24 protein-coding genes are annotated in these 22,527 nt (G+C 50.0%); 18 read left to right on the forward strand and 6 right to left on the reverse strand.

From position 1 onward, the window contains the following. Positions 1–162 precede the first annotated feature (162 nt). Entirely contained in the window at positions 163–2,010 is a 1,848-nt protein-coding gene (locus ON063_RS03855; protein ID WP_274664291.1) for a sensor domain-containing phosphodiesterase, read from the forward strand. A gap of 14 nt (positions 2,011–2,024) precedes the next feature. Here the strand turns inward: ON063_RS03855 and ON063_RS03860 are convergent, their stop codons facing one another. Further along, entirely contained in the window at positions 2,025–3,395 is a 1,371-nt protein-coding gene (locus ON063_RS03860; protein ID WP_342455011.1) for a sensor histidine kinase, read from the reverse strand. 12 nt (positions 3,396–3,407) lie between these two features. After that, positions 3,408–4,094 carry a response regulator transcription factor gene (locus tag ON063_RS03865; RefSeq protein WP_214784321.1) on the reverse strand — a complete coding sequence of 229 codons (687 nt, stop codon included), beginning with the start codon at positions 4,092–4,094 and terminating at the stop codon, positions 3,408–3,410. 106 nt (positions 4,095–4,200) lie between these two features. Here ON063_RS03865 and ON063_RS03870 point away from each other — a divergent pair, with 106 nt between their 5' ends. From ON063_RS03870 to ON063_RS03880, 3 genes are read left to right on the forward strand one after another with little or no spacing between them, the layout of a single operon-like run. Further along, a complete protein-coding gene (locus ON063_RS03870; RefSeq protein ID WP_274664293.1) occupies positions 4,201–4,962 on the forward strand; it encodes an ABC transporter ATP-binding protein in 762 nt (253 codons plus the stop codon). Then, entirely contained in the window at positions 4,949–6,781 is a 1,833-nt protein-coding gene (locus ON063_RS03875) for an ABC transporter permease (RefSeq protein ID WP_274664294.1), read from the forward strand. The genes ON063_RS03870 and ON063_RS03875 overlap by 14 nt, the downstream gene beginning before the upstream one ends. 13 nt (positions 6,782–6,794) lie before the next feature. Further along, the gene (locus ON063_RS03880; protein ID WP_274664295.1) at positions 6,795–7,139 is read left to right on the forward strand and encodes a YxeA family protein; all 345 of its coding nucleotides are present in this window, start codon (positions 6,795–6,797) and stop codon (positions 7,137–7,139) included. Between the two features lie 48 nt (positions 7,140–7,187). Here the strand turns inward: ON063_RS03880 and ON063_RS03885 are convergent, their stop codons facing one another. Further along, positions 7,188–7,631 carry a MerR family transcriptional regulator gene (locus tag ON063_RS03885; protein WP_274664296.1) on the reverse strand — a complete coding sequence of 148 codons (444 nt, stop codon included), beginning with the start codon at positions 7,629–7,631 and terminating at the stop codon, positions 7,188–7,190. A gap of 317 nt (positions 7,632–7,948) precedes the next feature. Between ON063_RS03885 and ON063_RS03890 the strand changes: the two genes are divergently transcribed. The 7 genes from ON063_RS03890 (at position 7,949) to ON063_RS03920 (ending at position 13,628) form a co-directional block, all read left to right on the forward strand. Further along, the gene (locus ON063_RS03890) at positions 7,949–8,158 is read left to right on the forward strand and encodes a hypothetical protein (protein WP_274664297.1); all 210 of its coding nucleotides are present in this window, start codon (positions 7,949–7,951) and stop codon (positions 8,156–8,158) included. Between the two features lie 68 nt (positions 8,159–8,226). Beyond that, positions 8,227–8,367, forward strand: coding sequence for a YvrJ family protein (locus ON063_RS03895; RefSeq protein WP_214694127.1), 141 nt, complete (start codon positions 8,227–8,229; stop codon positions 8,365–8,367). Between the two features lie 27 nt (positions 8,368–8,394). Next, on the forward strand, positions 8,395–8,607 hold the full coding sequence (locus ON063_RS03900) for a hypothetical protein (protein WP_214784306.1): 213 nt from the start codon (positions 8,395–8,397) through the stop codon (positions 8,605–8,607). 26 nt (positions 8,608–8,633) lie between these two features. Further along, entirely contained in the window at positions 8,634–8,846 is a 213-nt protein-coding gene (locus ON063_RS03905) for a DUF2922 family protein (protein WP_274664298.1), read from the forward strand. A 124-nt stretch (positions 8,847–8,970) separates the two neighbouring features. Next, a complete protein-coding gene (locus tag ON063_RS03910; RefSeq protein ID WP_274664299.1) occupies positions 8,971–10,815 on the forward strand; it encodes a methyl-accepting chemotaxis protein in 1,845 nt (614 codons plus the stop codon). 182 nt (positions 10,816–10,997) lie between these two features. Beyond that, positions 10,998–12,761, forward strand: coding sequence for a methyl-accepting chemotaxis protein (locus ON063_RS03915; RefSeq protein ID WP_274664300.1), 1,764 nt, complete (start codon positions 10,998–11,000; stop codon positions 12,759–12,761). 117 nt (positions 12,762–12,878) lie between these two features. Next, positions 12,879–13,628: an SDR family NAD(P)-dependent oxidoreductase gene (locus tag ON063_RS03920; protein WP_074036282.1), complete on the forward strand. Its 750-nt coding sequence runs from the start codon at positions 12,879–12,881 to the stop codon at positions 13,626–13,628. Between the two features lies 1 nt (position 13,629). On the opposite strand, the gene ON063_RS03925 is transcribed toward ON063_RS03920, so the two are convergent. After that, positions 13,630–14,502: a tetratricopeptide repeat protein gene (locus ON063_RS03925; protein WP_274664301.1), complete on the reverse strand. Its 873-nt coding sequence runs from the start codon at positions 14,500–14,502 to the stop codon at positions 13,630–13,632. A gap of 118 nt (positions 14,503–14,620) precedes the next feature. Here ON063_RS03925 and ON063_RS03930 point away from each other — a divergent pair, with 118 nt between their 5' ends. Continuing rightward, a complete protein-coding gene (locus ON063_RS03930; RefSeq protein WP_274664302.1) occupies positions 14,621–14,845 on the forward strand; it encodes a hypothetical protein in 225 nt (74 codons plus the stop codon). Positions 14,846–14,864: 19 nt separating this feature from the next. Then, the gene (locus ON063_RS03935) at positions 14,865–15,029 is read left to right on the forward strand and encodes a hypothetical protein (RefSeq protein WP_214694121.1); all 165 of its coding nucleotides are present in this window, start codon (positions 14,865–14,867) and stop codon (positions 15,027–15,029) included. Between the two features lie 42 nt (positions 15,030–15,071). Here ON063_RS03935 and ON063_RS03940 read toward each other — a convergent pair whose 3' ends face one another. Continuing rightward, on the reverse strand, positions 15,072–16,223 hold the full coding sequence (locus tag ON063_RS03940; RefSeq protein ID WP_274664303.1) for a hypothetical protein: 1,152 nt from the start codon (positions 16,221–16,223) through the stop codon (positions 15,072–15,074). 172 nt (positions 16,224–16,395) lie between these two features. Here ON063_RS03940 and ON063_RS03945 point away from each other — a divergent pair, with 172 nt between their 5' ends. From ON063_RS03945 to ON063_RS03965, 5 genes are read left to right on the forward strand one after another with little or no spacing between them, the layout of a single operon-like run. Next, positions 16,396–17,523, forward strand: a complete 1,128-nt coding sequence (locus ON063_RS03945; RefSeq protein WP_274664304.1) for an AI-2E family transporter — start codon at positions 16,396–16,398, stop codon at positions 17,521–17,523. Position 17,524: 1 nt separating this feature from the next. Beyond that, entirely contained in the window at positions 17,525–18,643 is a 1,119-nt protein-coding gene (locus ON063_RS03950) for a M20/M25/M40 family metallo-hydrolase (protein WP_274664305.1), read from the forward strand. A 15-nt stretch (positions 18,644–18,658) separates the two neighbouring features. Next, positions 18,659–19,498 (forward strand): YitT family protein, encoded by an 840-nt coding sequence (locus tag ON063_RS03955; RefSeq protein WP_274664306.1) that lies wholly within the window; start codon positions 18,659–18,661, stop codon positions 19,496–19,498. Positions 19,499–19,520: 22 nt separating this feature from the next. Further along, positions 19,521–20,690, forward strand: coding sequence for a hypothetical protein (locus ON063_RS03960; protein ID WP_274664307.1), 1,170 nt, complete (start codon positions 19,521–19,523; stop codon positions 20,688–20,690). Positions 20,691–20,702: 12 nt separating this feature from the next. Further along, on the forward strand, positions 20,703–21,482 hold the full coding sequence (locus ON063_RS03965; RefSeq protein WP_274664308.1) for a VLRF1 family aeRF1-type release factor: 780 nt from the start codon (positions 20,703–20,705) through the stop codon (positions 21,480–21,482). A gap of 31 nt (positions 21,483–21,513) precedes the next feature. Here the strand turns inward: ON063_RS03965 and ON063_RS03970 are convergent, their stop codons facing one another. Continuing rightward, entirely contained in the window at positions 21,514–22,425 is a 912-nt protein-coding gene (locus ON063_RS03970) for a cation diffusion facilitator family transporter (protein ID WP_274664309.1), read from the reverse strand. Positions 22,426–22,527 lie beyond the last annotated feature (102 nt).

Genomic DNA, 22,527 nt, shown 5'->3' on the forward strand with positions numbered 1-22,527 from the left:
ACCGCACACGAGGCATTCACCGAGGAAGTGTTGCGCTTAATTTGACAAACCATCATTCGAAAAAGTAGGAAGCATTGACTTTCTGTTGAATTTTGGAAAACGTGAGACGAAAGGTTTCATGCTATCATAATGTCAAATCAAATGTGGTGAGGTAAATGACTGATGGTCGAGAAGAACTTTTCAAACCAAACATATCGTAAACATCAAGAGAAACTGTTCGAGCTCGTACGCATGCCAATCGTGACGGAAGACACGGTACAAGAGGCAACGCGATATATGTGTGAGATTGTCGCCGACATGTTAGCAGTTGATACGGTGTCGATTTGGCATTTTGATTCATTCTATCGGTCGATTTCATGCCAAGTCGCCTATTCTCATGAATCAGGGACGCATTATCCAAAGTTAACCATTCATCGTAACCTCGCACCAGACTACTTTGATGCACTTCAAAAAGACCGGGTGCTCGCGATTGAAGATGTTCGGAATCATTCGACGGTGAAGGAACTATACACCGACTATTTTGTAGAAGGAAAGCGAATCCGATCGATGCTCGATGCCCCAATTTATGCGAATAATCGTGTCAAAGGTGTGATTTGTTGTGAGACGTTCCTGCCTCGGGAGTGGACCTATCTGGAAGAGTTAATTGTCAGTACATTGACGGACTTTATCTCGATTCTTTACTTCCGACTCGATCGACAGGCGGTCGATACACACATTCGTCGTCTAGCCTATATGGATGAATTGACGGGTCTTTTAAAAGATACGGGCTTCATCGAGAAGATGGACGAGGAACGTCAGCAACAGCCGCAACAACTTGGCGCTTTAGTTTATTTGAAGGTCGACGATTTTCGGTCAATCGAAGATGCGATCGGAATCGAAAAATCGGATGAGATTGTTCGAGAAGTGGCCAATCGCCTACGTCGTTATGTGGACGAGTCGAACCTGAGTCGCATGTCGCAGTCTGGTTTTGCGATTTGGTTACCGTACGGGGATCGAATCAAACTAAATGCCGTCGCGGATGAGTTGTGTGAAGTTCTCGTACGCGACCCGTTCCTTGTTGATGAGTTAGAAGTCATCTTGACGATGAGCGCGTTTATCGCCGTCGAGCAAAAGGATATCACGACGCTCGAGATGGTTCACCGAACACGCATCGCTGCGAGTGAACGAGCGTTTCAACGGGCTGCGATTGTCTTCTATGAAGAAGAAATGGGGACGAAAGCGGCGAACCGACTGATTTTAGAGATGAATTTACGAAGTGGGCTCGCCGGGAATGAGTTCATGCTGTATTATCAACCGAAAATTGATGCGACGACCGGAGCGCTCAGAGGATTCGAAGGTTTGATGCGCTGGAATCATCCAGAGCGTGGTCTCGTCCCTCCGCTCGATTTCATCCCGCTCGCCGAATCGACGGGGGTCATCATTGACTTAGAAGAATGGGCATTCGTCACGGCCTGTCGCCAGCTCAAGCGATGGCATGATCGGGGAGACCGGTATTCACTTGCCCTCAACTTATCGGCACGTCACTTCCTGTCTGAAGGAGTCGTCGAGAAGTTCGCCCAAATTGCCCGTGAAGAGGGTGTCTGTACGAGCTATTTGACGCTCGAGATTACCGAGAGTGTCGGCATGGAAAACCAACAGCATGTCATTGACCGATTTGTCGCGTTCCGAGAAGAAGGGTTTTCGATTTCAATTGATGACTTCGGGACCGGCTTCTCGGCGTTCGTCTACTTGAAGCACTATCCGATTCACGAGATTAAAATCGATCGTCAGTTCATCCAAGTGACGGAGAACGATCCGACCGGGAACGTCATCGTCGAGTCGATCGTCGACCTCGCGCGAGGACTGAACTTGAAGACCGTCTGTGAAGGAATCGAGACGATTGAGCAGTGGCATGCGTTACGCGAACTCGGCTGTGATGAGATGCAAGGGTATTACTTCTCTAAGCCGTTGCCGCTCGAAGAACTAGAGACATGGATTGATCACTGTACAACAAAGCAAAGGGACGCCTGAGGGCGTCCCTTTTGCTATGGGGTGAAGAGAATTCGGATGGTCGTACCTTGTCCAGGACGGCTTTCGACCTCGACCTTCCCACCGTGCGCTTCGATGATGTCGCGCGAGATGGCCATCCCGAGACCGCTCCCACGGGCATCATCCGTGTTCGTACCACGGTAATAGCGTTCGAATATATAAGGCAACTCGGCTTCGGCAATCCCATTCCCATCATCCTGGATCGTCACGACATCATCACGGACCTGAACCGTCACGATGACCGATTCATCATTATGAAGAAGGGCGTTATACAGGAAGTTGAGCAGGGCACGTTTCATAAAGTGGCGGTCAATCGAAACGGTCGCTGCCGTGGTCGCCTCGAATTCAATCTGACGCTCACCGAAACGGGGGTCGTTCAACACGTCGATGACGAGTTCGCGAACGAACGGCTCGAGGCGTGTCTCTTCCAACGCGAGCGGGAAGTCGCCATGCTGCAGACGCATCGTCAAATTGAAATCATCGAGCAATTCTTTCATATATTTCGCCTGACGTTCAATCACGTGTACGTATTGGCTGCGCTCAGTTACATCTAGCGATTCATCATCCAATAGTTCAGCGTATCCTTGAATCGAGGCGAGTGGAGTCTTCAAATCATGCGACACGTTACTCATCCATTCTTTCCGTCGTTCATCGAGTTCCTCGCGCTGTCGTTCGTACGTCGTCAATGTCTCAGAGACGGCATTCAAGTCATGGAAGACAGGACGATAAATGCCTACACGCTTCGGTTCGGATGTCGAGAAATCCCGACGTTTCAGTTGTTGGATGCGTTCGGTCAGTCGATAGACGGGGCGGGTCAATCTAGAGCTAAACAAAAGACCAATCAAGGCAGCCACGAGTAAATCGACGACAAGAATCCAAAGGAACGCCTTTGCGATATAGGAGAGGACCGCTTGTTCATCTAGCATAAAGAGTGCCCGGCGTTCACTAGCGTCCGGGACACCGATGAGGTAGCTATAATCGTCAAACTCTCCGATGAAGTAGAGACGAAGCTCATCATCCATGTATTTATAAATTTGAATCAGCTCGATCGGCGAATAGGCGTCTGGCAACCCACTCGGTGCGTCAATCTCACTGACGACTCGTCCCGTCTCATCTAAAAAGCGGATAAAGGCCCCATACTGCTCGAGCGCCTCCTGACCTTCAGTTGAGACGACGGGTTCTCCGTCCTCGAGTGACAGGTACGTGCTGAAGTTGCGGGTGAACGTCTCCCCTGAGTTGCTTTCGACATCATCGATACCCGTTCGCTCGTTGAGTAGCACAAATAAGATGACGATGTTCAGAAAGACGACGATGGCGACAATCAATACAATCGACAGTAAATAGCGACCGGTCAGTTTCCATTTCATCATGATGGCTCCTTACACCGTCAACCGATAGCCGAGACCTTTGACCGTCTTGATGTAGGTCGGGGCAGACGGGTTCGGCTCGATTTTTTCACGTAAACGTCGGATGTGGACCATGACCGTGTTATCCGAACCGAAAAACGATTCGCCCCAGACTTGTGTGAACAGTGTCTCTTTGCTGAGAATTCGATTCGGGTTTCGTAAAAAGCAGGCGAGGAGACCGACTTCTTTCGCCGTCAATTCCAATCGTTCGCCGTTCATATACACTTCCGTCTCATCTTCATTCATGAGGAACGGTCCGACGGTCGTCTCTTCCATCGGTGCTTCCATCATCGACAGCCGTCTTAACTGTGCTTTTACGCGGAAGGCCACTTCTTTCGGACTGAACGGCTTCGTGATGTAATCGTCACCCCCGATGGCGAGGCCGAGCAGTTTATCGACTTCTTCCGATTTAGCGGATAGGAAGAGGATGGGGATGTTCGAGTGTGCCCGAATCTGTTGGCAAAGTTGATAACCTTCCCCGTCCGGTAACATGACGTCCAAAATCGCCAAATGCGGATGGAACGTCTCGAAGACGTCATACCCGTCCTTCAATGTGTGGGCGGTCCGGATTTGCGTGATTCCTTCCTTTTCGAGTGCGCGTTGCATCAACGTACATAAATCTTGTTCATCATCCACGATGAGAATCCGTGGTTGTTCCATCGTCATCACCTCTATTCAAGCATATCATGTAAGGATTTTGTAAGGTACGCGTGAGTTGAAGTTAAGACAGGGGGCGTAATGTAAGGAACAGAAAGAGGTGCTGAACATGGAAACATTATTACAAGTGAAATCGATTCAAAAGACATATGGAAAAGGAAATACGACGTTTCAGGCGCTCGATGACGTCTCGTTCACGATCGAACATGGTGAGTTCGTCGGAATCATGGGACCGTCCGGGGCAGGGAAGTCGACGTTATTGAACGTCCTCGCGACGATTGATACGCCGACGTCTGGTGAGATTTTAGTAGAAGGGGATGACATCGCGTCGATGGACGAGGAGGCGCTCGCTGATTTCCGGCGCGACCATCTCGGCTTCATCTTCCAAGACTACAACCTGCTCGACTCGTTGACGGTACGGGAAAACATGTTGCTCCCACTCGCCGTCTCGAAGACGCCTGTTCACGAGACACGAGAGAAAGTTGAACGATTGGCGAAGCGGTTTGGGCTTGAAGGGATCCTCGAGCAGTACCCGTATCAAATCTCAGGTGGGCAGAAGCAACGGACGGCCGTCTGTCGTGCCTTGATCTCGGACCCGAAACTCATCTTCGCCGATGAACCGACCGGCGCGCTCGACTCGAAGTCAGCGACGGATTTATTGGATACGCTCGCGCGATTGAACGAGGCCGAAACGACCATCATGATGGTGACGCACGACGCCTTCGCGGCAAGTTTCTGTCGCCGTGTCCTTTACATCCAGGATGGACGTTTGAACAAGGAACTGATTCGTGGCAACGCCTCGCGGGATGCGTTCTATCAGTCCATCCTCGAAGAGCTGGCGAAAGGCGGTGCCGTCGATGACGCTATTTGAGCTCGCGAAAAAGAACGTCGCACGTAATTTGTCGCGATACGCGCTCTACGTCGGGACGACGATCTTCTCCATCGTCATTTACTTCACGTTCGCGACGCTCAAACATAGCCATGAGATCAGTGCGCTCGCAGAAACGTCGAAGAAAATCAGTGGATTGATGAGCACGTCGACGTTCATCCTCATGTTGTTCGTCGCGCTCTTCATCGCCTATTCGAACGCCTTCTTCTTGAGAGGTCGGAAGCGAGAAGTCGGGCTCTATTCGCTACTTGGGGTCCGAAAGAAACAAATCGGGCTGTTGCTCTTGTTTGAGAATATCGTCATCGGAGCGGTGTCATTGATTGTCGGAATCGTTCTCGGGCTCTTCGGGTCAAACGCGCTTCTCCAACTATTGATGCGTCTCATGAAGAGCGACCTCGACATCGGGTTTGCCTTCTCGGCGTCGGCACTCGTGGAGACGTTCCTCGTGTTTCTTGCCATTTTCCTCTTTACTTCGTTCCAAGGGTATCGGGTCATCTATCGCTTCAAGTTGATCGAGCTGTTCCATGCAGACAAGAGCGGGGAAGGTGTGCCGACGGCGAGAGGATGGGTCGCTTTGATGGGTGTCCTCACGGTTGGCGTTGCCTATTGGCTCGCGCTTCAAGACTTGATGACGTCCTCGCTTTGGAGAACGCTCGGCCTCGCGATGCCGCTTCTCATCATCGGATTGAGCGTCATCGGTTCGGCGCTCCTCTTCCATAGTGTGTTGATTTTTGCGCTGACGTGGCTGAAAAAGAATGAGCGTTGGTCGTGGAAGCGTCTCAATCTGTTGACGACATCACAACTTCTCTACCGAATCCGTGGGAACGCCAAGACACTCACGTTGATTAGCATCATCAGTGCGACGGCCATCACGGCCGGCGGTGCCATCTTCAGTGTCTACTATTACGCAGAAGAGAATGTCGCATCCTATACACCGTACACGTACGCCTGGAAAGGGGAAGCGGTCGATGTGAAAGGGGCGATGTTCGAATCAAGCGTGGAACAAAAGACGATCCGGATGGAAGCGCAATACGGAGAACGAGAGCTTGGCGTCATCGATGCGTCGACCTATCGTCACCTTCTCGAAGGGCTTGGACAGGAAGAGCCTGCATCGTTCCCAGAGGATGAGGTGTTGTCGGTCGACCCGTTCTATGACGAGCGTTACTCGGAGGAGATCGAATCGGTCGAACTATCAGCAGGGACGTTTGACGTCGCGACACGTGCCGAAACTTCACCACTCAACGTCATGACGTTCGGTGGCACGTTCCTCGTCGTCTCAGACGATGTGTTCCAAGCGATGACGGAGCCGGGCGAGACGTATCACGTCGCCCTCACGGAGTCGTTCAAAGATCAGCAAGTACAATCTGAACGTTTGGCGAATCTCGGGCTCGAATCGTTCTCGAGCGCACCGGACGTATACGCGGAAACGATGGCGATGAACGGGGCCCTCCTCTTCGTCGGAACGTTCCTCGGACTCGTCTTCCTCGTCGCGACAGGCAGCGTCATCTACTTCAAGACGATGACGGAAGCTGAGGATGACCGTGCGAAGTACGCCATCTTGCAAAAAATCGGGATATCCGACCGGGACGTACGACGGACGGTGCGTCAACAGATCATCGTCGTCTTCCTCTCACCGTTCGTACTCGGGATTTTGCATGCGACGGTCGCGCTCATTGCCTTTTCAAACTTGTTAAGTATGAATTTTACGGTGCCTGTTCTCGCATGGATGGGTGTCTATACGGCCATCTATGCGGTCTATTACGGAATCACGGTTCGTCGGTTCATGACGGCCATTCGATAAGGAGAGAAGAAAGATGAAGAAATGGATTGGAATGGGAGTAGTTGCCATCCTACTTCTCGCAGGTTTATTGCAAGTGGATTGGAATCGATTTGGAAAAGACACCTTGTTTGTGGAAGTTCAAACACCGAGTGACGTGGAAGAGACGACACTTGAAAATGGGGATGTGATGAAACGATACGTGTACACGCAACCCGCTTATACGTCAGAAGGGGAGTCGAAAGAAGTCACGTTTACCTCAGGAAAAGAACTTCGAGAAGGGGCGTATTTGCGCTTATACGTTAAGGACGGGGACACCGTCACGTCGTATGACGAAGTCTCACGCGAGGACGTACCGGATCCGGTCATTCAAAATCGGTAACAAAAAAGCCATTCGTCATGAGCATCATGGCGGATGGCTTTTGCCTGCTCAGATGACAGGCGCTTCATAGGCGTTCAGTTCGAGTTGTAATATGTACGTCAATTCATGATGCGCCAATTCCGAGAAGTTTGTCTTTTTGACATGTGTCCGTGGACGCAATCCGCATTCTAATGCGATGTCGACAATGGTACGAATCTGATTTTCCGTATAGAATCGTTTCCGGCCAAATGTGAACGGGGTAGGTGGCAATACGCCATCTGTCTCCCATTTGATCAACTGTTGTTGGCTGCGCGGGATGCCGGCCACACTAAAGGCACGGCTTAATTCTTTGAGCGGATAGACAATCAAATGTTGCTCTTTATACGAGATTGGTTTTCCTTGTTCCGGTCGGTATGTATCCCATTCGGTCGCTGAAAACGTCAGGTCGGCCTGGTCGAAGTCGTGTTGAGCGGAAGGAATAGAAGTAGTACGTGCGAGGTCTAAGCTGTTCATATGATGGATCTCCTTCTTCAAGACTGACTGGTCATTTCAAAATGTCTTCTTACGTATCGTACCCCATTTACAAGATTTTAACTTACAGTTTTTTCAAAGTGGGGAAATGATTCATGGGACTTTTGGCGTAATTTTGAACGATGTCTGTCGAACATTAAGATACCCTAATTGGTATCAAAACTCAAGCTTCGCAGTAAATATTTGAAAAATGAATAAAAATTCAGACAATATGGGACTTTTGTCTTGAAATCAACTTGAAAATAGTTTGAGCACATTTTTCTTGTAAGCGGTTAATAAGGGCGAAGGAGGTGAGACAGATGGCAACTTACGAAGAAGTGGCGACGATGTTTTATTTGGACACCCGTCGACTCGTGGATGGGAAAGAGAAGAAGCAGCTTATCCGCTACGGACCGCTTGGCGGTCAAATGGATGAGGCGTTGATGCGGCAGTTCGGAGATTTACTGACGGCACTCATCGATGTCGAATCCGTCAATTACGTCGTCGCTAAAGAATCGATCGTGTATTAACACGGAGGACTTATGCAAAACCTCACTCGTACCGGCACCGACATTCGACATGATGAGCAGGTGGTCACATGAGTTGGCCCGAACTCATCTCGAATCTCGGGTTCCCGATTGTCGTTTCGCTCTATTTGCTTCATCGAATCGAGACGAAACTCGATCGGATGATCCAGCTCCTCGAGCGCATGGATGATTCGACCTTATCAGAAACCTAATCCCCCATTGAAAGGAGCCATCCCCCTATGGCTGTCTTAACGGAAAAGAAAGCGACACTCGTCTTGACGACGCACCACGACATTGAAACGGCAAAACCAACGAAAAAAGCACAACGGTTCGGTCCAGTCCGTGCCGACCTCACAGCCGATACGGTCAATGCGTTCGGTCGTCTCTTGATTGACTTGGTGATTCATGAAGACGCAGACCTCGGCATCATCCGCGAATACGATTTAGTCTAACCCATACCCTAAGGAGGACATAACCCATGACTGACACAAAACTTGAAATCTCATTTTTAGACGTATTCCATAAGGTCGTTCGTTTCCGTCTCAACAACGTGAAGCAACCCGTCGACTCACAAAAAATCGAAGCATTGGCGGACTTCATGGTCGCCAACGATCCACTCGCGAAAAACGTGATGGAGTGGACGGAAATCAAAATGATTGAAGGCACGCAGACAGTATTGAGTGCGAAATAATCTTTTGGCTGGCGACTCTTGCAATTGGAGTCGCCTTTTTTAAGTTTGGTCAATCCCCTTCACTATTTTCAGAAAATTGTCGATAGTATAGGAAACACTGCATGATTGAGAGGGGAATACATAGATGGCATGGAAATCAATCTGGTCTAAGACACTCAGTCGGATCAAACGAAAACCGACATGGACGTGGAAACCGACGCTCAAACGAAAACGTGGAGAGAAGCGTGAACGCACGACATCTTTCGGGGCGAACGTCGGCAAGAACTTGACGATTCGTCAAAAATTGTGGGGACTCGTCATCATCTCACTCGTCATGGTCATTGGCGTCGGTGGGTATGCACTATTTTCGATGAACGACGCGAACCGTCAAGCGGACGATATCGTCAACAACTGGAACAAAGGGCTCGATTATGCCCATGAACTGAACACGCTCGCAGCGAACTATCGCACGCTCGAACTCGATCACATCGTGACAGAGGATGCGACGCAAAAAGAAGAATTGATGACGCAGATGAAAGAGATTCGGGATGAAATCAATACGATTGCGCCGAAATACGAAAAAACAGCGACAGGCGAAATCGATAAAGAACTCTTCCATAACTTCTCACGTCAATGGGAGATGTATCAACGTGTCTCAGACAATATGTTGACGTTCAGTACGACTGGGAACACGGGCATGGCACGATCATATTATGATGCCCAGTCGCAAGCGACGTATGATAACTTCACTCAAAAACTGAGTGATCTGGTTGCATATAACTCAGAAGGGTCGCAACGTGTCGGGCAGGACATGGAGCGTGAGTTCATGCAGTCACTCATGGCACTCGTCGCCGTGACGGTCGGAGCCGTGGTCATTCTATTATTCCTCGGACTCAGCTTGTTACGCTCGATTATCCGACCGATGCAGACGCTGCAGACTCGCTTCGATGAGCTTGCAACGCAGGGCGGCGATTTGACGATGACAATCCCGGTTACGTCGAACGATGAGATTGCCCAAGTCAGTCGCTCGTTCAACACGTTCCTCGCAACACTCCGCGAAATTATGATTGATGTCGATGAGACGGCGAAAGTCGTCCTGTCCTCTTCAAAAGACGTATCTGCTGAAGTGACGCGACTCAGTCACTATATGGAAGAAACATCTGGAACGGTCGAAGAATTGACGGCTGGGATGGAAGAAACGGCAGCATCTTCGCAAGAGATGAGCGCCTCGACGACCGAGATGGGAAGCTCGATTGATTCCATCGTCGACTTATCCAACGATAGTGCTGAAACAGCGACACGTGTCGAGACACGTGCTCACGAAATGCGTGAACAGGCTGTCGTCTCGAAGACGGAGGCCGTGACGATTATCGAGAAGAAACAAGTTGAACTCGCGGAAGCGATCAAGGGAGCACAGTCTGTCGAAGAGATTCGCGTCTTGACGACGGCCATTCTCGCCATCGCCGACCAGACGAACTTGCTCGCATTGAACGCATCGATTGAAGCGGCACGAGCGGGTGAAGCGGGTCGTGGGTTTGCGGTCGTCGCTTCTGAAATCCGTAAACTTGCGGAAAACTCACGTCAGACGGTCAACGAGATTCGTGACGTATCGAATACGGTCATCGATTCGGTCGAGCGCCTCAACACGAGTTCGGCTGACATGCTGACGTTCTTGAACACGAAAGTCATGGCCGATTACGATCGTCTCGAAGAGGCTGCGACGCAGTATGAACAAGACGCAACGGTGTTCGGCGAGACGGCGAAAACGTTCGAAGGCAATGCGCTTCAACTCCGACATATGACGGACAACATTCTCGGCGTCATCCAAGAAGTGGCGACGACCGTGACAGAAGGCGCGGACGGAACGCAGTCGATCTCAGAGAAAGTTCAACTTTCGGTCGAACGCTTCAATGATGTCCAGGCGAAGATGAGTGAGACGGAAAAACGTGCGAGCGAACTATCGAATCGTGTCGCTCAATTTAAACTATAAGTCGTTCTCAGAACCAGGCATACGTCTGGTTCTTTTTTTGCTGTCTTTTCGAAAGGTAGGTCAATGCATTTATGAATTTCAAATTGTTGGTACAAATTAGGGTGTGATGTCCGATATAGAAAAGGCAGTACATAAACAAAAAGAGAAAAAGAGGTGGAAGAGGAGAAGACTCCTCGTAAGTCGTGAAAACAGTATTCAACAAATGGACGTTGTCCAAAAAAATTATGGCGAGCATCGGATTGCTCCTCATCTTGACGTTCGTCGGGATGGGATACAACCTTTGGACGCTTGAACGCATGACGAGTCAGTATGAGCAGATGATCTCAAACGATGTCATGAAAATGAAAGCGGCGGACGATTTGGCGCTCGGAATGGTGCGCCAAGCATATGGGGTCCGTGGCTATGTCTTGGTTCAGGATGATGAACGCAAACAACAAATCATCCAAGGTGGAGAAGAAAAGAAAGCGGCCATCGAATCATTGATTGAACTGACAGACAATGAAGCGGAACGAAACGAGTTTGACGCATTGCTGGAATATGCGACCGGATACGATGCGCTCGCGACACAAGCAATCACCGCCATCGATGAGAATGACCAAGAGGCAATCGACCGCTTGACGCTCCGTCTCATGCCGGACGTCACGAAGTCGATCTCATCGACAGGGGAGGCACTTCAAGCCGAAACGGAGAGAGACATGTTGGCGATGCAAACCAAACTCCAACAGGCGGGCGAGCGTGCTTTCTTGTATTCAATTGTCATCGCCATTGTGAGTGTTGTGTTGATGGTGGGGGCAGGATACGCCATCAGTCGAATGGTGACGGCTCCGCTACGCTTTTTAGCGAAAGAAGTGGCTGTGGTCGCAGAAGGTGATCTGACACGTGCAGACCTAGAGGCACTCACACAAGATGAAATCGGACAGTTGATGACCGGCTTCAACCGAATGAAAGGAAACTTGCGCGAATTGATTGACCGTGTCACACAAAACGCACAAGAAATCACAGCACAATCTGAAGAGCTCTATGCGAGCACAGAAGAGATGGCGTCACAAACAGAAGAGACGACTCGCCTCATCGACCGGGTCGTGGAAGAAACGGTCGCCCAGGCGAAAGAAGCGACGACTCGCCTCATCGACCGGGTCGTGGAAGAAACGGTCGCCCAGGCGAAAGAAGCGAGTGATTCAGCGCGGTCCGTGGCAGCTGCGGACGAAGGCATCGGTCAAATCGCCGGTTCAATCGGTTCGATTGATGATGATGTGTCACAAAGTTTGAAACTCGCTGAAGAAGGCGGGGCGACGATGACGCAGGCGAAAGACGAGGTGCGTGCACTTGAGCGAGAGACACGTCTCACCGGGGAATCGATTTCGGCATTGAAACAACAGTCGGATGAGATCGCCCTCATCACAGAAGTCATCCAATCGATCACCGATCAGACGAACTTGTTGGCGCTGAACGCGGCCATCGAAGCGGCACGTGCCGGCGAACAAGGAAAAGGATTCGCGGTCGTCGCAGAAGAAGTGCGTAAACTCGCAGAGCAATCGAAACAGTCGGCGACACAAATCGCTGGGCTGATTGAGTCGATTCAGGCGCAGTCGAATGCCGTCCTTGACCAACACGTCGTCAGTGCGAAGCGCGTCGAAACGAACTCACAGTTACTCGAACAAGCGACACGTGCGTTCGAACAGATTGTCCGTCAACTCGAGACGTCGGTCGATAACACGTCACACATCCGTATCGCGTCAAACGAGATTGCAGAGACGACGAAGCAAGTCGCGACATCTTCTCTTCAAATGTCACAAGACAGTGAAGCGATGGCTGAAACGATGCGTTCGGTCGGAGAAACTTCTGACGCACAGCTTGCGATGATTCAAGAATTGAACGGCGTCGCCGAGTCACTCGGAAATATGACGAGCGACTTACAGACATTGATCGGAAGGTTCACGACATGATGTGAGGGAAATCCTGTCTCTTCGGAGTCAGGATTTTTTCATTCACATCGAGACGATTCATGAAGCAAAAAGTAGGGAAATGAGAACAGGGTAAACGAAAAAAAGGGAGTGGATCACATGAAATATACCGTCATTACAGGAGCAAGTTCAGGAATTGGCTATGAGACAGCGAAGCTGCTCGCTGAAAAAGGGAAATCACTCGTCCTCGTCGCGAGACGAAAAGATGAGCTCGAATCGCTGCGAGACGAAATCAAGTCGATCTCGTCAGAAAGTGACGTCATCATCAAATCGACGGACCTCTCATACAGTGAGAACGTATATGGTCTATATGAATCACTCGCCGACCTCGATATCGAGACGTGGATCAACAATGCTGGGTTCGGAGACGCAGACCTCATCAAAGACGTCGATTTAGGCAAGATTGAGAATATGATTCGCCTGAACATTGAGGCTCTCACGGTCTTGTCGAGCCTGTACGTCCGCGACTACCACGATGTTGAAGGGGCACAGCTCTTGAACGTGTCGTCTGTCGGTGGCTATCGCATCGTGCCAAACTCGGTCACGTATTGTGCGACGAAGTTTTACGTGAGTGCTTATACGGAAGGGCTCGCACAAGAATTGATGAATAGTGGCGCGAAGCTTCGGGCGAAAGTGCTCGCACCGGCCGCGACCGAGACGAGCTTTGCCGACCGGGCGCGCGATACGGAAGGATTCGACTATAGTGAGAACGTGGCGAAGTATCATACGGCACGCGAAATGGCTGAGTTCTTGTATGACCTTCTCGAAGGGGATGAAGTCGTCGGGATTGTCGATCCAGAGGACTATTCGTTCAGTTTACGTGGACCGATTAAACCGTACGCTGGATAACCTAAAAATTGACGGTGTAGCCACCTGTGAAGCGGTGTGTCAGACGGCGTGTCCAATAGCGCATCCGAAGGCGCAATACATAAAACTGTGACGTGTTCGGGAGAATGACGTTGTTCACATATTCGGCGAACATGTGGCGGAACGTCCGGTCTTCACTGCGATCGTAAGTCGCACTCCACATCCCGTGGTTCTCGACTTCGAGGAGCATCCAAATCATCTCTTCGGTGAGCGGGTCCTCGTCTTCAAGTCCGGCGGAGAGGGAAGCGAAACGTTGACTGCAGATGGCAGCGTATAAGGAATGGGCATGTGAGTCATGCGGATTGGCCGTCAAATAGCCGCTCGCCGTTTTCATCAGTTCGTCCACCATCTCAATCGGGATGTCATCGTATACTTGGAAAAACTCGAGAAGCATTGGGACGGTATCCGGTCCGAGTCCGGCAAGGCGGACGTAATGCATGACGTGAAGGCCGGCCTCTCCGTAGAACTTCCGCTCGAAGTAATGAATGGCGATGGCACGGTGCATGAGCGGAACGTCAGGATAGCGTTCGACGCCGCGAAGGAAGTGCTGCTCTGCCTCGAACGTGAAGCCCGTATCTTCGCTGACGATCCCGTTCAGCATGTGAAGGATGAAATGGTCACCTCGTTCACTTGCTCGATCGAGCCACTCCTTTGCCTTTGCGGTGTTCCCTTCACGAATATACGGGTAGGCGCGCATCGCGGGAAAGAATGGATCTTCTGGGAAAGCCGTCTCGCCACGTGTCGCAAGTGCCGTAATCGCTTCTGTGTTATACGCGTCTGTTAATTCTGCGAGGAGCATCATCTCAAGAAACGTGCGTTGGAAGTCTGGGCTGTATAAATCGATGGTGTGTGTCATGTGATCTCCTCCTCACGAATATAGGTGTGGCTTTATTATACTTGTTCTCGAAACGTGGGAGTAGCATCTTTTTGAAAAACGGGAAATGGAAAGTAAGGCGTGAAAAGGAGGGGAGGACATGGCGACGTTCACAGGTTATATCGCAGAAGTGATGGAAAGGAAGATTCGGGTCGCTCCGTCACCGGAGGCAGAACCGTTCGACGGCATCGTGTTTCACCTAGAGGAACCATTTCCTGAAGAAACACCGCTTCTCGTCGGTCAATATGTAAGAGTCGAGCACGATGAACGGATGACGCGTTCCTTGCCGCCGCAGACGACGGCGCATCGCATCGATGTGTTATGATGAGAACGAGGTGAACCCTATGGGACAACGTAACTTTTTGTGGCTCGGAGCCGTGATTGGATTCAGTGCCCTCGTCGTCTGGTTATTGCAAGACGCGCTGCCGTTTTGGGCATTATCCATTTTGCTCCTCGGACTCGGGGCCGTGCTCGGTAATTTGCAACGACGATTCACGCAAGACAAATGACAAGCACACCATCATTCGGATGGTGTGCTTGTGTCGTTTTCTTCAACATTTTCTTCTTCCACCACATCTTCTTCCGTGACCGGATCGTCCTCGACAATGGAGTCGTTTTTCCTCCGGTTCAACTGGCTCCTCAGGCTCGACAGGTTCCTCGGGTTCAGTAGGCACTTCTGGTTCAGTAGGCACTTCTGGTTCTGTCACCGGAGGGTCATCCTCGATCGGCTCTTCCGTTTCCGGTGGATCAATTGGTTCTGCTGGCTCTGTAGGTGGTTCGGTTGGTTCTTCAGGTGTCACCTCAGGCGTAGCCGGTTCGGTCTCTTCTTCTACCACCTCTTCCTCGACGTTCTCTTCAGCAGGTGCTTCCGGTTCAGTCGCTGGCGGTAGTTCGGGCTCTGTCTCTGGAACGCTTGGAGTTTCCGGAATGACGACCGGTTCTTCTGTCAAATCAGGTCGGATTGGCTCGACCGGTGCGAGTTCGACCGGTGGTGGCGCGGCTACGTCTGAATCGATCAACGTACGGAGATCTCGTTCGAACAAGGCGGTCGGTAAGGCAATCCCTCGTAAATGAATCGCGACGACCCGACCGGATGCTGAAAGGAGCGGACTGCCATACGCATGACGTGGCAATTCAAAGTTTCGGATGTAGCCGTTCTCTGCGAAAGTGACCGTACCATTCATGCGTTCCTTCATGGTCAATGTGATAAGGTTTTCATCTTCTGCGGCGATGGCTTGCGTCAGCAAGAACGGCGTTTTGTCGGTTTCTTCGATGCGAATGACGGCAATCAAACTTGTACGACCGACGACTGTTCCGGAGACGGCCTGCCCGTCATGGTACATGATGATGTTCGTCAAGCCGGCTACGTTCGAGGCCGCAGTGACGACGTCCTGGGAACTGACCAAAAAGCCGGTCCCATAACTGACGGTAAAGAGGCTGTCTTGTAACGTATCGAAGTCTACGGTCGTTGCTTCGTCAGCAGAAACGGTATCCTCACCAATCGGTAAGTCGACCTGGTCGGCGAGCGAGTCGGTCGAACGCAACATATCCGTGAAATAGGCGTTTCCAATAAAGGCGGCAAAAGCAATGAGTGCAATGGCGAGCGGGGTGACGAGTAACCAAATTGTGCGACGTGAGCGGCGACCACACGTCGGACAGACCGTTTTCGATCGTGTCTTCTTTCCGCAGTGGGGACAAGTCACGGGGGCACCTTCTTTCTATAGAGTTCGATGTTATGCTTATTCCTTCAATTGGAAAGAGGTAAACAAATATTTTGGAAGGTGTTCTGATGAATTGTGTTGTTTTTCCTGTGAAAGAATGATTTTTAGGAATCGGGGAAAAAAGTAGGTATGATTCCATGAAAGGAGACATGCCATGCAACCCTTCTGGCTCACCCCAGCCTTTCGTAACGGGATTTGGGTGTTGCTCGTTCTCACGATTATTTTTATGTTGAAGCAAGTCGAATTTATCTTCTATCCACTCGGTATTTTCTTCGCCACGGTATTGACCCCATTTCTCATTGCGGGCGTTCTGTTCTACCTCACTGTCGGTTTCGTCGATTGGTTAGAGGTGAAGTTGAAACGTCGGTCGTTTGCGATTCTTATCATTCTCCTGTTGCTCTTGCTCATCATGGTCTTATTTGTCATTACGCTCGGTCCCATCATTACCCGACAACTCTTCGCATTACTCGATGCTTTTCCGCGAGTCGCAGAAGCGAGTTATCGACAACTGGTCAGTCTCTATAGAAATTTAGAAGAGTATGCCTGGTTCCAGGAATATATCAATCAAAACGAGACCTCGATTGATACGTGGATTCGTCAATTGACGGATACGGTGGGAATGGTCATCGGGAATGTCGCCGGTTCACTCGGTCGTGTCCTTGCGTTTATCATTTCGGGATTATTCACGCTGTTTATCGCTTTGTTCTTATATGTATTTATGCTGATTGACGGTGGGAAATTGGCGAGTGCGATTGTTCGTTGGATACCAGAGACCTATGAACAGGACGCTCGTCAAATTCTTCGGGATATGCACCAAACGATCAAGCGTTACGTTCGGGCCCAGTTGATTGTTTGTACGTTCGTCGGCTTCTTTGCGACGATTGCACTTTGGTTGTTAGATGTCCCATTTTTCTTGCCACTCGGTATCTTTATTTTTGCTACGAATATCATTCCTTATTTCGGTCCTTTTCTCGGGGCCGCTCCAGCTGTCTTGATTGCGTTCATCGATGAACCGATCAAAGCGATTTACGTCATCATCGCGATTACCATCATCCAGCAGCTCGATGCCAATGTCATCTCTCCTCTTGTACAAGGGAAGTCGCTACGGGTCCATCCCATCACAATCACCTTGGTCTTACTCGTCGCAGGTCGATTAGCCGGTATTGTCGGTATGTTGCTTGCTGTTCCTTTCTACGCCGTGTTGAAAGTCACATTCCTTAACCTTCAAAAACTGTATCAGTTGCGTAAATCATCGAAACCACCCATTGAAAGGAATGATTAAGATGTCATCCCGAGTGACCGAGACGTTTATGGAACTCGTGCGAATCGATTCGGAATCTTTTGCAGAAGGTCCATTTTTAGATGAATTGAAAAAACGATGTGCCCGCATGGGTCTTGAAATCGATGAAGATGATTCGAAAGATCGGACCGGTCTTGGATCAAACAATCTGATTGCACGTCTAACAGGAGATTCTTCGATTGAACCGTTATTTTTATCGGCTCATATCGATACGGTGTCACCTGGAAAAGGGATTGTTCCAATCATCCGGGAGGATATCGTTTTTTCTGAAGGGGAGACGATTTTGGCGGCCGATGATAAAGCGGGAATTGCCATCATGCTCGAAGTCGTGGAGCGCTTGCAACGTGAAGGTATCCGTCACGGACCAATCGAGCTCGTCTTTACCCCTGGTGAAGAGGTGGGATTGCTCGGCGCAAAAGCACTAGATATGTCGACCATTCAAGCGACATATGGACTGATTCTTGACAACGGGGGACCGGTCGGCGGAATCATCTTGAGTTCTCCAAGCATGTTTAGTCTTCAAATCGACATTCACGGAAAAGCTGCCCATGCGGGACTTGAGCCGGAGAAAGGAATCTCTGCGCTCCTGATTGCCTCGGAAGCCATCCAACATATGAAACTCGGTAGGATTACGGAACAGACGACCGCCAATATCGGTAAAATCACCGGGGGAACGGGGAGCAATGTCGTCATGGAACAGGCAACGTTAGTGGGCGAGGCGAGATCCCTTGATCATGAGGCATGTGTGGAACAGGTCGAGCATATGATTGATGCGTTTGAACAAGCAGCTTCGCATCATGGTGGGTCGGTCGACATCAAAAAAGAGCAGATGATTCGAAGCTATCGGTTTACAGAAGACGAACCGTTCGTTCGACATGTGGCGGAAGCATTGACGGATCGATTTTTTTCAGTCCGTTACGAGCATAGCGGAGGAGGGAGTGATGCGAACGTGTTCAATGAGTCCGGGAAAGTGGCGCTGAATGTCTCGATTGGATATGAAGCCATTCATACCGTCGAGGAATCGATTCCAATCAAAGAATTAGAAGATAGTGTCTCGTTTGTCTTACGGGTCATTGAGACGATGCAGACGTTCCGCTCGTGAGAGGAAGGGATTGTGATGCGAAAAAGAATAAGTGATGTCGCTGTGATTCTCGCTGCCATCCTTGTCATCGGTTTAGCCATCAATCTATTTTTAGGTCCTCATGACATCGCCGCAGGTGGCGTGACCGGGATTGGTATTCTGTTAGAGGAAGTTCTCGATATCGATCGTTCGATTGTCGTCTCGGTTTTAAATGGACTCTTGCTCATCCTGACGTTCGTCTTCCTTGGAAAGAAAGTGTTTTATAACACGTTACTAGGTAGTCTGTTTTTACCGATCGCGCTCGCGCTCATTCCAAAATATATGGTCACGTCAGACCGCTTCTTCTCGGTCGTCTTCGGTAGCATCTTGTTCGCCGTAGCCGTCGCAATGCTCTATCGGATTGGCGCCTCGAGTGGGGGAACCACAATCCCGCCCTTGATTTTGCACAAATATACGGGTTTGAATACGGCAATCGGATTCTTTTTGACGGACGCCCTCATCGTTGTGTCGAGTGTGTTCGTGTTTGGGGTCGAGTCGTTCTTATTCGCCATTTCCTCGATTATTTTGACGTCGGCCGTCATGGCGTATATCGAACTCGGACTCGATCGGAAGAAGGCCATCTTTATTATGAGTGAGTCCCATCTCGATGACATCAAACAGGCACTCTATCGAGAAGTAGACCGGGGCATTACGGTGTTCGACGTCAGGGGAGGATTTCAAGGAGAGAATCGAGAGATGTTGATGATTGTGTTGACGCGGGGTGAGTATCAGACGGCACTCAAAGCCATCAATGCCATCGACAAACAATCGTTTATGATCGTCTATAATGTCGCTGACGTACACGGATTAGGCTTTAGTTATCAACCACGCGTCTAAAACTAGAAAGGGGATTTGGTGTATGAACTCCTTGCTCGCGTTTACAATCGTCATGCTGATTTGGACAGTTAGTGATTACGTCGCCAAAAAAACGAAAGCTCTCTTATCTTCATTATTTGTGGCTTCCATCATTTTTCTCATCGGGTTTAAATCCGGGCTCTTCCCGGAAGATTTATTACCATCGTCTTCACTACTGGCACTGGGTCAGACGGTCGTCGGACTCGTCATCGTTCATCTAGGGACGCTCATCAGTCTCGATGAATTCAAACGTCAATGGAAAACGTTCGTCATCGGAGTTTCCGCCGTACTTGGTATTGCCGTCTTCATGTACGCATTTGGGCAAATTTTTCTCGATACGAACTATATTTTGAGTGGTATTGCGGCCATCAGTGGAGGGACGATCTCGATCATTCTCGTTCAAGATGCGGCCATCAATGCGGGACTCGTGTCGGTCGCCGTGTTCCCGGTCCTGATCGCGGCGACTCAAGGGCTGATTGGTTTTCCGCTCACATCCATCATTTTAAGGAAGGAAGCGCGTCGTATTCAAACCGCACATCGGAATGGGACGCTCGTCACACCGAAAGAGCATGCGGTCGTCCATGACGAAACGGATGACTCGATTTTGCCGGCACCTTTCCACACGACGGCAGGAACGCTATTCGTCATGGGTGTCGTCGTGTTGATTGCGACTGTGATCAGTGGTTGGACGAACGGATACTTGAATACGTTCGTCATCGCCTTGATCCTCGGGATCATCTTGCGTCGCTTCAAAGTGTTGAAGGCGAACGCGTTGAATGGGATTGATGCGTACGGGCTCATCATGATTGCGATTTTGCTGATCATCTTCGGGCCGCTCGCCACGTTGTCTCCGAGCGATTTGTTCGATTTGATTGTCCCGATTACGATTGCATTTGCATTCGGGGTGACCGGGCTTCTCTTATTCGCGTTCCTCGCCGGACGGTTCCTCGGATACTCAAAAGAGATGTCGATGGCAATCGGGTTGACGGCATTATACGGTTTCCCGGGAACACTGATTTTAAGTGAGGAGGCGGCGAAAAATATCGGGGAAACGGAAGAGGAGGTGCATATTATTGAAGATGAGATTTTACCGAAAATGATTGTTGCCGGGTTTTCAACGGTCACCATCACATCCGTCTTTATCACAGGGATACTCGCTGCGTTTATCTATTAAGGAGGAATTACGATGGCATTATCAACTGAACTTGGAAAGATTAAAAAACTTCACAACGAGGAAGCAGGGGTGCTCAGTCTTTACTTGAGTACGAAACCGAGTGAGCGGAATAAGTGGGAGATCCATTTGAAGAATGAGTTGCGCCGGCTCGAACAAGAAGTCGAAGCGAGCGGGGATGATGCGAAGGTAAAAGGGTTCAAAGAAGTGAGGGAACGGGCCGAGCGAGAAATCAAACAGAATGAACACAAGCTCTTGCGAAGCATCGTCTTATTCGCGGAAGCGAACAACGGCTTGTTCGAACTCCATTTCTTGCAACTTGATGTCGACAATGAAAGTCATTACGGCGATAAGCCGAACTTAGAACAAATCGAGAAGCTCGACGCCGAGTTCCCGAATACCGGCATTCTACTTCCGCAGATGGACGCGATCACCGTCTATGACACGAGGCTCGGTGAGGTCGAAGACGTCACCGTCTACGAACTCGATCTGAATTCGGATGAGTGGCGCAGATATCAGGGACGTGGATCGAGAGGAAATGCAGCTTCGAGTAGTCAAGTCGATCAATATGACAGTCGGAAAGAGAAACAGATCCAACGATTCTATCGTGAGATCGCTGGAGAGATTCATTCGCTCCGGAAGAGGCATGGTTGGAACGAAATGGTCATCATCGGGCAAGAACGGAGCGCCAGCCTCTTGAAAGACGAGCTCAACATCGAGGTGGAACGCGTAGTGCATCGGAACCTCGGAAATGCGGAGGAAGAAGAAGTGTTGCGTCGGGCATTTGAAGGATGAGAAACAGGCGGGTGACAGTTGTCATCCGCCTTTATTCTGCCCATCGGTTGTCGTGCGTGAACGAAATCGTTAACCATTTCTCATAAGGTAAGAAAGCCAGAGCGTCCTCGATTTTTTGACGAATCATGTCCTGGTCGGCAATCTTGTCGTATCGATAAGTGGTCGGGACGACGAGGTCGATTTCGATAAATAATACATTCCCAGACTTCGTCGTACGGACGTATGTCTTGATGACGTCGTATTGATGAGCGACTTGTAGGATGGTCAGCATGATCTGTTTACTATAGGGAGTTTCCGTGTTCATTCCAATTAACTCTTTGATGGCTGTCCACATCTCAACGAGCGGTGTCTTGACTAGCCATATCGTGATGAGTAGCAACATGGCCGGGTCCACATAGGGAGAGATTGCCGCAAAGGACAACCAAATGAGCACTTGGGCAATCAAGTAACCGACGAGTGCCCCACCCGTCAAGATAAAGCTGAGTCGCCACTGCACAATCTCGGCACTCACGAGACCAGAGCTCGCCTTCAACTGAAATGTTCGTAAATACCGAAAGATTCCATATGTCAATGCGGCGCTGATGGCCAAATAGACGAGTGCCCCTCCAAGGACGAGCTCATTTCCTCCACCGCGAATGTCTTCAATCGCCCCGAGGAAGGCGGTGACGATGACATAGAGCAGCACCCCGTACTGAAACAAGATGATGAACGGTTCGATTGTACTTTTACCGAACGGGAATCGTTTGTCCGCCGTCAACATAAAGACCCCTGCACGAAGAGAAATCCAACTCATGATGACGCTTAAGAACGAGTAGATCCCGTCAAACAGGATAAAGGCCGAGGAGAGGTAATAACCGACAATGATGCCAGAAATAGCGAAGAATAGAGAAGCGAACACCGAGACACGTAATACAAAACGTTCGAGCTGAGAATCTTTTGGCATGAGAGTGCCCCCTTTGAACAAGACGGACCATCGATGGTCTGTATTTTCCCGTTCAATTGAAATCTAATACATATGTGTAGAAGGGAAGTTTTTCGCACGATG

This window comes from Exiguobacterium sp. B2(2022) (assembly GCF_028823655.1).
Taxonomy (GTDB): Bacteria; Bacillota; Bacilli; order Exiguobacteriales; family Exiguobacteriaceae; genus Exiguobacterium; species Exiguobacterium aestuarii_A.

Excerpts from the sequence above, each read along its gene's own strand:
- ON063_RS03855 (WP_274664291.1), top strand. The coding sequence starts at position 163 with ATGGTCGAGAAGAACTTTTCAAACCAAACATATCGTAAACATCAAGAG.
- ON063_RS03860 (WP_342455011.1), bottom strand. The coding sequence starts at position 3,395 with ATGAAATGGAAACTGACCGGTCGCTATTTACTGTCGATTGTATTGATT.
- ON063_RS03865 (WP_214784321.1), bottom strand. The coding sequence starts at position 4,094 with ATGGAACAACCACGGATTCTCATCGTGGATGATGAACAAGATTTATGT.
- ON063_RS03870 (WP_274664293.1), top strand. The coding sequence starts at position 4,201 with ATGGAAACATTATTACAAGTGAAATCGATTCAAAAGACATATGGAAAA.
- ON063_RS03875 (WP_274664294.1), top strand. The coding sequence starts at position 4,949 with ATGACGCTATTTGAGCTCGCGAAAAAGAACGTCGCACGTAATTTGTCG.
- ON063_RS03880 (WP_274664295.1), top strand. The coding sequence starts at position 6,795 with ATGAAGAAATGGATTGGAATGGGAGTAGTTGCCATCCTACTTCTCGCA.
- ON063_RS03885 (WP_274664296.1), bottom strand. The coding sequence starts at position 7,631 with ATGAACAGCTTAGACCTCGCACGTACTACTTCTATTCCTTCCGCTCAA.
- ON063_RS03890 (WP_274664297.1), top strand. The coding sequence starts at position 7,949 with ATGGCAACTTACGAAGAAGTGGCGACGATGTTTTATTTGGACACCCGT.
- ON063_RS03895 (WP_214694127.1), top strand. The coding sequence starts at position 8,227 with ATGAGTTGGCCCGAACTCATCTCGAATCTCGGGTTCCCGATTGTCGTT.
- ON063_RS03900 (WP_214784306.1), top strand. The coding sequence starts at position 8,395 with ATGGCTGTCTTAACGGAAAAGAAAGCGACACTCGTCTTGACGACGCAC.
- ON063_RS03905 (WP_274664298.1), top strand. The coding sequence starts at position 8,634 with ATGACTGACACAAAACTTGAAATCTCATTTTTAGACGTATTCCATAAG.
- ON063_RS03910 (WP_274664299.1), top strand. The coding sequence starts at position 8,971 with ATGGCATGGAAATCAATCTGGTCTAAGACACTCAGTCGGATCAAACGA.
- ON063_RS03920 (WP_074036282.1), top strand. The coding sequence starts at position 12,879 with ATGAAATATACCGTCATTACAGGAGCAAGTTCAGGAATTGGCTATGAG.
- ON063_RS03925 (WP_274664301.1), bottom strand. The coding sequence starts at position 14,502 with ATGACACACACCATCGATTTATACAGCCCAGACTTCCAACGCACGTTT.
- ON063_RS03930 (WP_274664302.1), top strand. The coding sequence starts at position 14,621 with ATGGCGACGTTCACAGGTTATATCGCAGAAGTGATGGAAAGGAAGATT.
- ON063_RS03935 (WP_214694121.1), top strand. The coding sequence starts at position 14,865 with ATGGGACAACGTAACTTTTTGTGGCTCGGAGCCGTGATTGGATTCAGT.
- ON063_RS03945 (WP_274664304.1), top strand. The coding sequence starts at position 16,396 with ATGCAACCCTTCTGGCTCACCCCAGCCTTTCGTAACGGGATTTGGGTG.
- ON063_RS03950 (WP_274664305.1), top strand. The coding sequence starts at position 17,525 with ATGTCATCCCGAGTGACCGAGACGTTTATGGAACTCGTGCGAATCGAT.
- ON063_RS03955 (WP_274664306.1), top strand. The coding sequence starts at position 18,659 with ATGCGAAAAAGAATAAGTGATGTCGCTGTGATTCTCGCTGCCATCCTT.
- ON063_RS03960 (WP_274664307.1), top strand. The coding sequence starts at position 19,521 with ATGAACTCCTTGCTCGCGTTTACAATCGTCATGCTGATTTGGACAGTT.
- ON063_RS03965 (WP_274664308.1), top strand. The coding sequence starts at position 20,703 with ATGGCATTATCAACTGAACTTGGAAAGATTAAAAAACTTCACAACGAG.
- ON063_RS03970 (WP_274664309.1), bottom strand. The coding sequence starts at position 22,425 with ATGCCAAAAGATTCTCAGCTCGAACGTTTTGTATTACGTGTCTCGGTG.